This window comes from Brachybacterium netajii (SeqCode), assembly GCF_054114245.1.
On sequence record NZ_JBSYXB010000001.1, the window covers coordinates 273,129 to 286,315 of the forward strand.

The following is a 13,187-nucleotide window of genomic DNA, read 5'->3' on the forward strand; positions in this document are numbered from 1 at the left end:
CGGAGCGCTGTCGCACAGGGTATCTGAATTGTTGCACGACCAGGCGGTCGGGCGGCCGGGTTCTCCGGTCAGACCGCGAGCCCACCGAGGATGCCGAGCAGGATCCAGCCGATGACCAGCAGGATCATCAGGCTCAGGTCGAGGGAGACCGCGCCGAGGCGCACCGGCGGGATGACCCGGCGCAGCCCCTTCACGGGAGGATCGGTCAGGGAGTACACGACTTCGAAGAGGACGAGGACGAGCCCCGTCGGACGGAATTCGCGCGCATAGGAGCGGATCCACTCCAGCACCAGGCGCGCGATCAGCACGATGATGTACAGCAGGAGCGCGAGATAGAGCACTCCGGCGATGATCTGCATCCAGCACTCAGCTCTGGTTGTAGAAGCTGTCCTCTTCCGGAGAGTTGTCGCCGTCCACCTGGACGAACTCCGGAGAGAGCAGGAAGACCTTGGAGGTGACGCGCTCGATGGTGCCGCGCAGGCCGAACACCAGGCCTGCGGAGAAGTCGACCATGCGCTTGGCGTCGCCGTCCTGCATGTCGGAGAGGTTCACGATGACGGGGATCCCGTCGCGGAACGACTCGCCGATGGCCTTCGCATCGTTGTAGGACCTCGGGTGGATCGTCGTGATGCGGTGCATCGACTCCTCCACAGCCGGGGCGACGGACATGACCTGGGATCGCTGTCGGATCGGGGTCACCTGGGCCTCCCGTTCAGGAGCGGGCTCCGGGACCCGCTCGGTGCGCCGAGCAGCGAGCGGCGGCTCCTCGCGGAGCTCCCGTTCGTCCTCGTAGTACTCGTCGTCGACCTCATTGGCGAGGCCGAGCGCCACCATGGCGTTTCGCCAGGTTCCCATCGCAGATCTCCCAGTCTGTCGCTTCTGTCACACATGCAGGGCCCTGGGGAAGGCACGGGGAGTGCGCGAAGGCCCTGACCCAGAACGTACAGCACATATCCGAGCGCGAACGGGAGCAATCTCGGCGTGTCCTACCGTCATAGGACGCCAAAATCCAGAAGCGCCGCGCGTGAGTCGCGCCACTGCGCACCGCGATCGTCGGCGGAGGGGCGCGCCCCGAGGGGCGCAGGAGGGCCCCCTCCGGGGCCGCGGGGATGCCGACGCCCTCATGCCAGGGCGACGATTCCGGCGAAGCGACCGGTCACGGCCTGCCGACGGTAGGAGTAGAAGCGCTCGTCCTCGCGCGTGCACGCATGATCGGCGTCGATCGCCGCGGCAGGGATCCCCGCCGCGCACAGCGCCTCGACCGCACCGGCGCGCAGATCGATGGCCGGGGTCCCGTCGCGGGAGACGCCCGCGGTCGCGGCGAGCCGGCGCTCCGCCTCGGCGCGCATCTCCGCGGGCACCTCGTAGCAGGCCGCGCAGATCGCCGGTCCGACGGCGGCGGCGATCCGAGCGCGCTCCGCGCCGAGGCCGACCATCGCGTCGACCGTCGCCCCGAGGATCCCGTCCAGCAGCCCTCGCCGACCCGCGTGGGCGGCGCCGATCACCCCGGCGACGGGATCGACCAGGAGGACGGGGAGGCAGTCGGCGACCATGATCGCCAGCGCGACATCGCGGCGGCGGGTGACCATCGCATCGGCGGTCGCCACGGGGATCGGCCCGTCCTCGGGAAGCACATGGACCTCGGCCGAGTGGACCTGGTCGACGAAGACGAGCGGGCGGCCGAGCTCCTCGGCGAGCAGGGACCGATTGGCCTCGACGGCGGCCTCGTCGTCACCGACATGGCGGGCGAGGTTCAGCGCGCCGAACTCACCCCGCCCCTCGCCTCCGGAGCGACCGGTGAAGAGCGCGACCGCCCCCGGGAGGTCGGATCGCGCGGCGGCGAGCCCGAGCGTCACTTCAGGAACGAGGGGAGGTCGAGGTCGTCATCGTCCGTCGGGGGCTCCTCGATGCGGGGCGGGCGCACGGGCTCCGGGGCGGGGGCCGGCGAGACCTGCACCGCGTCCTCGGACTCGGCCGGGTCGACGGGCTCCGGCTCGACGACGGGCTCGGCCGAGGCGCGGGACGGGGCGAAGGTCTGCTGCGGGGCGCCCCACGTCCCCGGGGTCGCCGCGGCGCCGTGCGAGGGGAACGCGCCGGCCGTCGGACGGGAGTCCGTGACCGCCGGGCGCGGCGCGGGGGCCGAGTCCTGACGGGGAGACTGGCGCAGCGGCGCCTGGGCGATGTCCGGGCGCGGCGTCGGGCCGCCGGCCTCGAAGCCCGCGGCGATGACGGTCACGCGGACCTCGTCGCCCAGGGCGTCGTCGATGACGGAGCCGAAGATGATGTTCGCGTCGGGATGCGCGGCCTCCTGCACCAGGCGGGCCGCCTCGGAGACCTCGTACAGGCCCAGGTCGCTGCCGCCCTGGATGGAGAGCAGCACGCCGTAGGCGCCGTCGATCGAGGCCTCGAGCAGAGGACTGGAGACGGCGAGCTCGGCGGCCTGGAGCGCACGGTCGTCGCCGCGCGCGGAGCCGATGCCCATGAGCGCGCTGCCCGCGCCCTGCATGACGGACTTGACGTCGGCGAAGTCCAGGTTGATGAGGCCCGGGGTGGTGATGAGGTCGGTGATGCCCTGGACGCCGGAGAGCAGGACCTGGTCCGCGCTCTTGAAGGCGTCGAGCATCGAGACCTGCTTGTCCGCGATGGAGAGCAGACGGTCGTTGGGGATCACGATCAGGGTGTCGACCTCGGCCTGCAGGGCGGCGATGCCCGACTCGGCCTGGGTCGAGCGGCGACGGCCCTCGAAGGTGAAGGGGCGCGTCACCACGCCGATCGTCAGCGCGCCGAGGCTCCGGGCGATCTTGGCGACCACGGGGGCGCCGCCGGTGCCGGTGCCGCCGCCCTCGCCCGCCGTCACGAAGACCATGTCGGCCCCGCGCAGGACCTCCTCGATCTCCTCGGCGTGGTCCTCGGCGGCCTTCTTGCCGACCTCGGGATCGGCGCCGGCGCCGAGGCCACGGGTGATCTCCTTGCCCACGTCGAGCTTGACATCCGCATCGGACATGAGCAGGGCCTGCGCATCGGTGTTCACCGCGATGAACTCGACCCCCTTGAGGCCGGACTCGATCATGCGGTTGACGGCGTTGACACCGCCTCCGCCGACACCGACGACCTTGATGACTGCGAGGGAGATCTGGGTTCCGGCCACGTTAGGTCCTTGCTCTTGTCGTTCGCCTGCCGAGAGGGGCCGGACCGCCGCGTGCGGCGGGACTCCGGATGTCTCAACCTCAGCTCGAGGGTGTGATTCCGGGGCGCCTCTCCTCCCCCTTGACGCTAGGGACCAGCGCAACGACGTGCAAACACCTGCCCCGCGTGTCGTGCCCCGATGCCGCCGAACGCACTGCCGCGGTCCCCGGGAACCTCCGGACGCGCTGCCGCAGACCTCGAGCTCATCCTCGTCCTCGGACGCGGACGCGACCTCAGCGCGTGACGGGGGCGACCGGCGAGGAGACGTCGATGACGGTGCCCGGCTGGTCCAGGAGCGCCTGGACGACCTTCGCCTTGAGCTCCGCGTCCTCGGCGTCGCCCCAGACGACCGTCTTCTGCTCCTCCCCCTCGAGGGCGAGGGTGAAGGAGACGTCGCTCCGGCTCGACGCCGTCATCGCGGTGATCCCCCCGCGCAGGGACTCCGGCATCCCGTCGACGACCGCGATCATCGCCGCGGAGGCGCCGTCGGGATCCTGCGAGTCGGCCCCGACGGCGAGGGGCACGAGGGTCTGCCCGTCCGCCGCCGCGGACGGGAGCTCCGTGCCCGTGCCGTCGACGACGGCGGTGCTGCCGTCCTGGCGGGTGATCACGGCCCGGGCCGTGCGCTCGGTGACCGTGATCGCCAGGCCGTCCGGCCAGCTCCGCTCGACGACCGCGGACTCCACCCCGGGGATCTCCTCGACGGCGGCGACGATGCTCCCGGTGTCGACGAGGGCGAGGCTCGTCCCGAGCGCCGGATCCGCCGCGGCGGAGACGCTCGCGGCGTCCACGTACCCGGTCCCGGCGACGCTCACGTCGTGGACCTTGAGGGCGGGCAGCCACAGCAGGGTGCTCGCAGCCCCCGCGAGCACCAGCACCGAGACGAGGATCGAGGCGATGATCGTCCGGCGCCGACGCCGCCAGGGCCGCTTGGCGGAGATCGACCGGACCACTCCCAGCCGCGGCTCCGCCGCGCTCGCGGAGGACGTCCCTGCCCCGCGGTGCGTCGCACCCCGCGCCGGAGCGCCGACCGAGCGTCGGCCCGGGGTCGCCGCCGACGGCGCGGCGGCCGGACGCACCGCAGCGGTCCCGCGCCGCACCGGCGCCGGAGCGGCCGAGGTCGGCGCCGGAGTGGCAGACGTCGGCGACGCGGCCGAGCGAGCGGAAGGCGCCGAGCGGGCGGAGGGAGCCGAGCGGGCGGAGGGAGAAGCCGCCGAGCGGGCGGAGGGCGCGGACGGCGCGGACCGTGCCGACGGAGCCGACCCTGCCGACCCTGCCGACCGGGTCGACGCCCTGGGCCGGGCCGGCGCGGCAGATCGCGCCGACGCGGGAGACCCGGCCGACGCGCCGGTTCCGGCCGACGCGCCGGTTCCGTCCGACGCAGCAGATCGGGCCGACGCGGCCGGGCCGTCCGAGGCAGCGGGCGCGGCGGGGCGCGCCGGGGCAGCCGGCCGGCGGGGAGGGGTGCTGCGCGGAGCGACGGGGCGTCGGGCCATCAGGCGTCCTCGGGCTCCGCTCCGAGCGCGTCCAGCACGGCGGGCGTCATCTCGACGATGTCCCCGGCGCCGAGCATCAGCACGAGGTCGCCCTCGGCGGCCTCGGCGGCGAGGATCCTCGCGAGCTCCCCGGCCCCGCCCTGGGCGGCGACGAGCGGCACGAGAGTCCCGGCACGATCGTGGTCGGCGATCGTCGTGGCGTCGACCTGCGGGTCCGGATCCTCACGGGCCGCGTAGACGGGCAGCACCCAGGCGCGGTCGGCCGCGGAGAGGGCGCGCGCGAACTCGGCGGCGAACGTGCGGGTGCGGGAGAAGAGATGGGGCTGGAAGACCGCGAGCACGCGCCCGCTCCCCCGGCCGTCGACGATGCCGCGCGCCGCGGCCAGCGTGGCCTCGACCTCGCGCGGATGGTGGGCGTAGTCGTCGACGACGGTCACGCCGCGCACCTCTCCGGCCACCTCGAAGCGGCGCGATGCCCCGGTGAAGCGGCCGAGGCCCGCAGCCAGCCGCGTGCGATCGGCGTCGGGGACGAGGATGCTCGCCGCGGCGAGGGCGCCGACGGCGTTGAGGACGTTGTGATGGCCAGCGACGGACAGCGACAGCGCGATCTCCCCGTCGGGCGCGGCGACGCGCACCGCCGTCGAGGCCGGACCCGCGATCTCCTCGAGCACGCGCCAGTCGGCGTCGTCGGCCGTGCCGTAGGAGACCACGGCGGTGCCGGAGGCGGCCACGCGGCGGCCCAGGGCGCGGGCGCCCGCATCGTCGGCGCAGACCACGAGCGCGCCGCCGGGGACGATGCGCCCCGCGGCGGCGTCGAAGGCCGCGGTGAGCGTCTCCGCGTCGCCGTGGAAGTCCAGGTGGTCGGCCTCGAGGTTGGTGACCACGAGCGCCGTCGGACGGAAGGCGAGGAAGGACCCGTCGGACTCATCGGCCTCGACGACCGCGACACCGGTCGCGCGGCCCTCGGCCGACGTGCCGACGGCCGGACCCGCAGCGTCTCCGTCGGCCGGCTCATGGACAGGGGCCAGCGCCCCGAAGCCGGCGTTCCGCCCGAGGTCGGGGACGGCCGCGCCCAGCGCCCAGGCCGGGTCCTCGCCTGCGCCGCGCAGCGTCATGACCGCCATGCCGGTGGTGGAGGTCTTCCCGTGCGTGCCGGCGACCGCCAGCAGGGGCCTGTCCCCCAGGAGCCCCGCGAGGCCCGCCGCCCGGTGGATGACCGGGATGCCGCGCTCGTGGGCGGCGATGACCTCGGGGTTGTCGGCGCGCACGGCCGTCGAGACGATCACGAGGTCGCAGTCGGCGGCGATCAGGTCGGCGGAGAAGCCGATGCCGATGCGGGCGCCCGCCTCCCGCAGCGGGGCGATGAACTGGCCGTCCTGCGAGTCGGAGCCGCTCACGGCGAGCCCCGCCTCGAGGGCGAGCCGACCGACGGCGGACATGCCGGCGCCGCCGATGCGGATCACGTGCACGGAGCGGACCTCGCGGTCCGTCGGCCAGTCCGCCCTGGTCACCACGGGCCCGGGGGCGAGGATCGTGCGGTGCCGGGGGCGCGGGGAGACCGTGGAGCTCATGGCCCCACGGTAGCCGCCCGCACCCCCGACGCCCCTCAGGCGCGGCGTGCGGCGCCCGTCACGATCCCGGCGAGGACCTCGGCGGCATCGGTGATGCCGAAGGCCGTGGCGGCCGCGGACATGGCCTGCAGGCGCTCGGCGTCCAGCAGCAGCGGGAGCACAGTGCCGGTGAGCTGCGCGGCGTCGAGCGCGGCGTCCTCGATCATGAGCGCGCCGCCCGCGGCGACGACGTCCTGGCCGTTCAGCGCCTGCTCGCCGTTCCCGATCGGCAGCGGGACGAGCACGGCGGGCAGGCCCACCGCCGTGAGCTCGCAGACGGTCCCGGCGCCGGACCGCGTCACCGCGAGATCCGCGGCCGCGTACGCGTCCTCCATCGCGCGGACGTACTCGACGACGCGGTATCCGGGCCGGTCGACCAGGCCCTCGGCCTTGCCCCGCCCGGTGACGTGGAGGATCTGCGCTCCCGCGGCGATGATCTCGTCCGCGGCCGCGGCGAGGGCCTCGTTCAGGCGCTGCGCCCCCAGCGACCCGCCGGTGACCAGGAGCGTCGGAAGGTCGGGGGCCAGGCCGAGGGCCTCCCTCGCCTTCGCGCACCGCGCCCCGCGGTCCAGCTGCGCGATGCCCTCGCGCATGGGCATGCCGATGCGGCGGGCGCCCGGGAGGCTCGAGCCGTCGAAGGCGGTCAGGACCGCCGCGGCGCGGCGGGCGCCCAGGCGGTTGGCGAGGCCGGGCCGACGGTTGGCCTCGTGCACGACGAGCGGGATCCCCTCGCGCGCGGCCATCAGGTACGCGGGAGGGCAGACGTAGCCGCCGAAGCCCGCGACGACGTCGATGCGGCGCTCGCGGAGGATCCCGCGGACCTCGCGGAGGCTCCCGGTGAACCGTGCCGGGAAGCGCACGGCCGCGCCGTTCGGGCGCCGCGGGAAGGGCACCTTCTCGATCGTGATCAGCTCATAGCCCGCGGCGGGGACGAGGTCCGCCTCGAGACCGTCGGCGGTGCCGAGGACGAGCACCTCCGCCTCGGGGGTCTGGGCGGTGATGCGGGCGGCGGTGGCGAGCAGGGGCGAGACGTGCCCCGCGCTGCCACCTCCTGCCAGGAGGACGCGAGGAGAGCTCATCGACGCTTCTTTCCGGAGGTGCGACGGGTGGTGGACGAGGAGGTGCCGCGTCCTCGCGAGGACGCCGACGTCGAGCGGGTGCTGCCGGTGGAGCGGGTGCCGGTGGAGGACCGGGACCCGGACGAGGAGCGGGATCCGGAGGAGGAGCGGGACCTCGAGCCGGCGCTGCGAGCGGGCGCCCCTGCGGCGCGCGAGACGGCGGCGGTCGCCGTCGTGCTCGCGGACCGGCCCGACGTCTTCCGCGTGCTCTTCCCCGAGGCGGTGCGGCGCCCGGACTCCGCGGCCGGGCGCGGGGCCCGCTCCTTCGGGGCCGGGAGCACGCTGATCGAGCGGCGGACCGAGCGCATGCCGGCGGAGATCGCCTCGGGAGCACCGGGCTCGCGGCGGGCGAAGGACAGCAGCACGCCGAGCGCAGTCATCGACGCGAGCAGCGCGGACCCGCCCGAGGAGATGAACGGCAGCGGGAGACCGATCACGGGCATCAGGCCGGTCACGACCATCATGTTCATGAACGCCTGGCCGAGCAGCCAGCAGCTGATCCCCGCCGTGGCGATCTGCATGAAGCCGTCGTCGATCCGGGCGATCATCCGGAACATGATCAGCGCGAGCGCCGTGAACAGCAGGAGCACGCCGAGGGTGCCGAAGAGGCCGAGCTCCTCGCCGATGATCGCGAAGATGTAGTCGTCCTCGGCGGCGGGCAGGCGTCCCCACTTCTGCCGGGACTCCCCCAGCCCGATGCCCCACCAGCCGCCCTCGGCGAGCCCCATGAGCCCCTGGTTCGACTGGTAGCAGCTGTCGCCCGCGCAGGTCCCGTGGATCCAGTTGTCGATGCGGGCCATGCGGTTGGAGCTGGTCACGGTCATCACCGTCACGGCCACGACGCCGACTCCCCCGGCCGCCATGAACCAGCGCCGCGGGACGCCGCCCACCCACAGCGCACCGGCGACGAGCATGCACATGACCAAGGCGGTGCCGAGATCGTGGCCGACGGCCACGAGCCCGATCGCTGCGATCACGCCGGGCACGATCGGCACGATCAGATGGAAGGGGCGGTGCAGGAGCGGCCGCTTCACGGCGAGCACGGCGCCGAGCCAGACCGCGAGGGCGAGCTTGAGGAACTCCGAGGGCTGGAAGGTCTGCTCGCCGATGCGGATCCAGTTGCGGTTGCCGTCGGTCTCGTAGCCGAGCGGGGTGTGCACGAGGCTCGCGAGCGCCAGACCCAGGAAGAGCAGCGGCCAGGCCGCGCGCCGGTAGAAGCCGGGCGGCAGGAGCGCGGCGACCAGGAGCAGGCCCAGGCCGATGGCGGCGAAGGTGCCCTGGCGCGCCAGGCCGTCGAAGCCCGAGCCGCCCTGGGAGATGTTCTTGACGGAGGTCGCGGACAGCACCATCACGAGTCCGACGCCGATGAGGAGCGCGCCGACCACGATCAGTCCGTAGAAGTCGAGCGCCGGGGACTGCAGCCAGCTGCCGACGCCGGATCGCACGCGCGATCCGATGTTGCCGAGCGGCTTCTCCGCTCGCGCCGACGAGGGGGTGCGGGTGGTGGTGCCGCTGCGCGCGGTGCTGCCGGTGGAGCTCGTGGCGCTCTTCTCGCTCGCAGACCTCTTCGCGCTCCCGGCGCTCTTCGCAGGGCGCGAGGACCCGTCGCCGGTGCGGCGGCGGGAGTCCTTCGACGTCATGGACGCTCCCCTGGCAGGCGGGACACGGCCGCCGCGAACAGGTCACCCCGCTCCGCGTAGTCGCGGAACTGGTCGATGGACGCCGCAGCGGGCGCCAGCAGCACCACATCGCCCGGGGAGGCCAGGCGGTGCGCATGCGCGACCGCGTCCTCCATCAGCCGGGTGCGACCGGCGACGTCGTCAGTGTCGCCCGGATCGATGCGTACGACGGGGACCTCGGGAGCGTGTCGCGCGAGCGCGTCGAGGAAGGGGGCGGCGTCCTCCCCCAGCAGCACGGCGCCGCGCAGGCGAGCGGCGGTCGCGGCGACGAGCGCGTCGACGTCGGCGCCCTTCACGTCCCCGCCGGCGATCCAGACGACGCTCTCGGCGGCGGCGAGGGAGGCGCGGGCGGCCGCCGGGTTGGTCGCCTTGGTGTCGTCGACATAGGCGACGTCGTCGATGCGGGCGATCAGCTCCGCCCGGTGCCCGCCGAGGCGGTAGGCCCGCAGTCCGTCGCGCACGGCGACGGGGTCGACGCCGTGGGCGCGGGCGAGCGCCGCGGCCGCGAGCGCGTCGGCGACGATGTGCGGGGGCGCTCCCCGGGCGCCGAGGTGCGCGAGGTCCTCGAGGGAGGCGAGCTCGGCGGCATGGGTGCGGCGCTCGGCGAGGAAGGCGCGGTCCACCAGCAGGCCGTCGACGACGCCGAGCTCGGACGGACCGGGGGCGCCGAGGGTGATGCCGATGGCGCGCGCGCCCTCGCGGACGTCGGCCTCCTCGACGAGATGCCGGGTGGCCTCGTCGGCCACCGTGTAGACGCAGGCGCGCTCGACGCCCTCGAAGATGCGGCCCTTGGCGGCCGCGTACTCCGCGGGCCCGCCGTGCCAGTCGAGGTGGTCGTCGCTGATGTTCAGCACCGCGGCGGACTCGCAGTCCAGATGCTCGGTCCAGTGCAGCTGGAAGCTGGAGAGCTCGAGCGCGAGGACGTCGAAGCCCTCGGGGTCGAGCGCGGCCTCGATGACCGGCAGGCCGACGTTGCCGCAGGCGACCGCCCGCAGGCCGGCGGCCTGCAGGATCGCCTCGAGCATCGTGACCGTCGTGGTCTTGCCGTTGGTCCCGGTGATCGCGAGCCAGGCCGGGCCGTCGGCCGGCTGCATGCGCCGCGCGAGCTCGATCTCGCTCCACACGGGGATCCCCGCGGCGGCGGCGGCCGCGAGCAGGGGCTGATCCGGCCGCCAGCCGGGCGAGGTCACGACCAGGTCGAGCTCCCGATCAGCGGGCAGCGCGCCGACGTGCTCGGCACCCAGACGGACCTCGACGCCGAGCACCTCGAGGATCTGCGCGCGCTCACGCAGCTCGGGGGCGTCCTTGCCGTCGACGACGAGCACGCGGGCGCCGCGCTGCATCGTCTGATCGGCGACCGCGTAGCCGGAGACGCCGAAGCCGGCGACGAGGATCCGCAGCCCGTCGACGTCCAGGCCGGGCCAGGGACGCTCCTCGGCGCCGGGCGCCGCCATCTCGTCGGCGCTCATCAGGAGATCCCCGGCAGCGCGTCGAGGTAGAAGATGCCGAGGCCGACGCCGGCGAGCAGGCCCGCGACGATCCAGAACCGGACCACGATGGTGACCTCGTTCCAGCCCTTCAGCTCGAAGTGGTGCTGGAGCGGAGCCATCCGGAAGACGCGCTTGCCGGTGGTCTTGAAGCTCGTGACCTGGATGATGACCGACAGCGCGATCGTCACGAACAGGCCGCCGATGATCGCGCCGAGGATCTCCGTGCGGGTGACGATGGTCAGACCGGCGATGGCGCCGCCGAGGGCGAGCGAGCCGGTGTCGCCCATGAAGATCTTCGCCGGGGAGGTGTTCCACCACAGGAACCCGACGCAGGCGCCGATGATCGCCGCGCAGAGCACCGCCGTGTCCAACGGATCGCGAGCGCTGTAGCAGTGCACGAGGCCGCCGGACTCGAGGTCGACGTTGCACACCTGGCGCCACTGCCAGAAGCTGATGAGCAGGTAGGCGCCGGTGAACAGGATCGTCGCGCCGCTCGCGAGGCCGTCGAGGCCGTCGGTCAGGTTCACGCCGTTGGACCAGGCCGCGACCAGGAAGTTCGCCCAGATCGCGAAGAGGATGAAGCCGACGACCGTGCCTGCGAAGGCGAGGTTCAGCCAGGGGATGTCGCGGACGAACGAGATCTGCATGCTCGCCGGCGTGTTGCCGTTCTCGTCGCGGAACAGCAGGGCGAGCACCGCGAACACCGTCGCGACGAGGAACTGCCCGATCAGCTTCGCCCGGGGACGCAGGCCCAGGCTGCGCTGGCGCGAGATCTTGATGTAGTCGTCGAGGAAGCCGACGACGCCGAGACCCACCATCAGGAAGAGCACCAGCATGACGGTGGCGCTGGGCGGGGTCAGCAGCACCAGGTGGGTCAGGAAGTAGGCCGCGAGGGTGGACAGGATGATCGCGACGCCGCCCATGGTCGGCGTGCCGCGCTTCGTGGCGTGCGAGGTGGGACCGTCATCACGGATGAACTGCCCGTAGCCCCGCTTGACGAGCACCTTGATGAACAGCGGCGTGCCCAGGATCGAGAGCAGCAGCGCCCCCGCTCCGGCGATGATGATGCCGATCATGCCCGCTCCTCCCCTTCCGCGGGCTCCTGCCCCGACTGCCCTGTCCGCACTGCCTGCCCCTGCTGGTCCTGCTGGTCCTGCTCATCCTGCTGGCCCTGCTCCCGCTTCGCGAGATGCGCCAGGAGCGGTTCGGCGATCCGCCGCAGCCCCGCGTCCCGCGAGGACTTCAGCAGGACCACGTCCCCGGGCTCGAGCGTGCGCTGGAGCGCACCGAGCGCCTCGGAGACGGTGTCGAGGTACTCGGACTCGCCGCCGAAGCTCCCCTCGAGGCTCGCACCGTGGTGGATCGGGGCGGCCCCGTCGCCGACGACGTACAGCTGCGAGATGTTCAGACGGACGGCGAGCCGCCCGATCTCGTCGTGCAGGCGCACGGAGTCGTCGCCGAGCTCGAGCATCTCGCCGAGGACCGCGACCGTGCGATGGGCGCGCCCGAGGTGGGCGAGGGTCTTGAGCGCCTGGCGCATGGAGTCCGGATTCGCGTTGTAGGCGTCGTCGATGACGAGCACGCCGCCGGCGCGGCGGGCCTGCATGCGCTGGCCCGAGGCCAGGCGCGCGCCCTCGAGCGCGACCGCGGCGCGCGCCGGATCGGCGCCCGCGACGACGGCCGCGGCGAGCGCCGCGATCGCGTTGGCGGCCTGATGCTCGCCGAGCAGATCCGGCCGCACCGGGAAGGTGCCCGCCGGGACGGCGGAGCCGTCCAGACGCACCACGCCCTCGGGGACCACGAGGTCGACGCTCACGCGGGCCTCGTCGTCCAGCGCGACATCCTGGCCGTGGATCTCGCCGGTGTTCAGGCCCCAGGAGGTCACGGGGGCGGCGCTGCGCGCGGCCATCGCCGCGACCAGCGGGTCCTCGACGTTCAGGAGGGCACGGCCGCCGGGCTGCAGGGCGTCGACGAGCTCGCCCTTGGCCTGGGCGATCGCCTCGACGCTCCCGAACTCCCCGAGGTGCGCGGTGCCCACGTTCAGCACGAGGGAGATGTCGGGTCGCGCGATCGCGGTCAGGTGCGCGATGTGGCCGATGCCGCGGGCGCCCATCTCGAGGACGAGGAAGCGCGTGCTCCCATCGATCGAGAGCACGGTCAGAGGCAGGCCGAGCTCGTTGTTGAAGCTGCCGGCGGGCGCGACCGTCGGCCCGGCGTCGGAGAGCACGAGCCCCAGGAGGTCCTTGGCGCCGGTCTTCCCGGCGCTGCCGGTGACCGCGAGGACCACCAGCTCGGGGTTCTCGGCGCGCGCGCGCTCCAGCTGCGCTCGGGCGAGCGCGGAGAGGGCCTCGCGCACGTCCTCCACGAGGACGGCGGGCTGCTCGATCTCGCGCGAGACGAGGGCCAGGGTCGCCCCGGCCTCGACGGCGGCGGGGACGTGCTCGTGCCCGTCGGTGCGCTCGCCGACGAAGGCCGCGAACAGATCCCCCGGCGCGACGCCCCGGGAGTCGATGCGGGCGGCGCCGGAGACGATCTCGTCCCCGTCGGCTCCGCCGACCAGTCGACCGCCGGTGACGTCGGCGATCTCCTGTGCCGTGGTCTGCAGCAT

Annotated in this window: 11 protein-coding genes; all 11 read right to left on the reverse strand. The window is 73.8% G+C overall.

The genetic code is table 11. The features are described from left to right. Positions 1-68: 68 nt before the first annotated feature. Complete coding sequence (locus tag ACXET9_RS01195; RefSeq protein ID WP_457884084.1) at positions 69-359, reverse strand: YggT family protein; 291 nt, start codon at positions 357-359, stop codon at positions 69-71. Between the two features lie 7 nt (positions 360-366). Beyond that, positions 367-855 carry a cell division protein SepF gene (locus ACXET9_RS01200; RefSeq protein WP_457884086.1) on the reverse strand — a complete coding sequence of 163 codons (489 nt, stop codon included), beginning with the start codon at positions 853-855 and terminating at the stop codon, positions 367-369. 266 nt (positions 856-1,121) lie between these two features. Further along, the gene (pgeF, locus tag ACXET9_RS01205; protein WP_457884088.1) at positions 1,122-1,856 is read right to left on the reverse strand and encodes a peptidoglycan editing factor PgeF; all 735 of its coding nucleotides are present in this window, start codon (positions 1,854-1,856) and stop codon (positions 1,122-1,124) included. Continuing rightward, positions 1,853-3,148, reverse strand: a complete 1,296-nt coding sequence (ftsZ, locus tag ACXET9_RS01210) for a cell division protein FtsZ (RefSeq protein ID WP_457884090.1) — start codon at positions 3,146-3,148, stop codon at positions 1,853-1,855. Before ftsZ ends, pgeF begins: the two co-directional genes overlap by 4 nt. A gap of 271 nt (positions 3,149-3,419) precedes the next feature. Further along, the gene (locus tag ACXET9_RS01215) at positions 3,420-4,139 is read right to left on the reverse strand and encodes a cell division protein FtsQ/DivIB (protein WP_457884092.1); all 720 of its coding nucleotides are present in this window, start codon (positions 4,137-4,139) and stop codon (positions 3,420-3,422) included. Positions 4,140-4,681: 542 nt separating this feature from the next. Continuing rightward, positions 4,682-6,253, reverse strand: coding sequence for a UDP-N-acetylmuramate--L-alanine ligase (locus ACXET9_RS01220; RefSeq protein WP_457884094.1), 1,572 nt, complete (start codon positions 6,251-6,253; stop codon positions 4,682-4,684). 35 nt (positions 6,254-6,288) lie between these two features. After that, the gene (gene murG, locus ACXET9_RS01225; protein ID WP_457884096.1) at positions 6,289-7,371 is read right to left on the reverse strand and encodes an undecaprenyldiphospho-muramoylpentapeptide beta-N-acetylglucosaminyltransferase; all 1,083 of its coding nucleotides are present in this window, start codon (positions 7,369-7,371) and stop codon (positions 6,289-6,291) included. After that, positions 7,368-9,050 carry a peptidoglycan glycosyltransferase FtsW gene (locus ACXET9_RS01230; protein WP_457884098.1) on the reverse strand — a complete coding sequence of 561 codons (1,683 nt, stop codon included), beginning with the start codon at positions 9,048-9,050 and terminating at the stop codon, positions 7,368-7,370. The genes murG and ACXET9_RS01230 overlap by 4 nt, the downstream gene beginning before the upstream one ends. Further along, positions 9,047-10,558 carry a UDP-N-acetylmuramoyl-L-alanine--D-glutamate ligase gene (gene murD, locus ACXET9_RS01235; RefSeq protein ID WP_457884100.1) on the reverse strand — a complete coding sequence of 504 codons (1,512 nt, stop codon included), beginning with the start codon at positions 10,556-10,558 and terminating at the stop codon, positions 9,047-9,049. Before murD ends, ACXET9_RS01230 begins: the two co-directional genes overlap by 4 nt. Next, the gene (gene mraY, locus ACXET9_RS01240) at positions 10,558-11,655 is read right to left on the reverse strand and encodes a phospho-N-acetylmuramoyl-pentapeptide-transferase (protein WP_457884102.1); all 1,098 of its coding nucleotides are present in this window, start codon (positions 11,653-11,655) and stop codon (positions 10,558-10,560) included. Before mraY ends, murD begins: the two co-directional genes overlap by 1 nt. Continuing rightward, positions 11,652-13,187: a UDP-N-acetylmuramoyl-tripeptide--D-alanyl-D-alanine ligase gene (locus tag ACXET9_RS01245; protein ID WP_457884104.1), complete on the reverse strand. Its 1,536-nt coding sequence runs from the start codon at positions 13,185-13,187 to the stop codon at positions 11,652-11,654. The genes mraY and ACXET9_RS01245 overlap by 4 nt, the downstream gene beginning before the upstream one ends.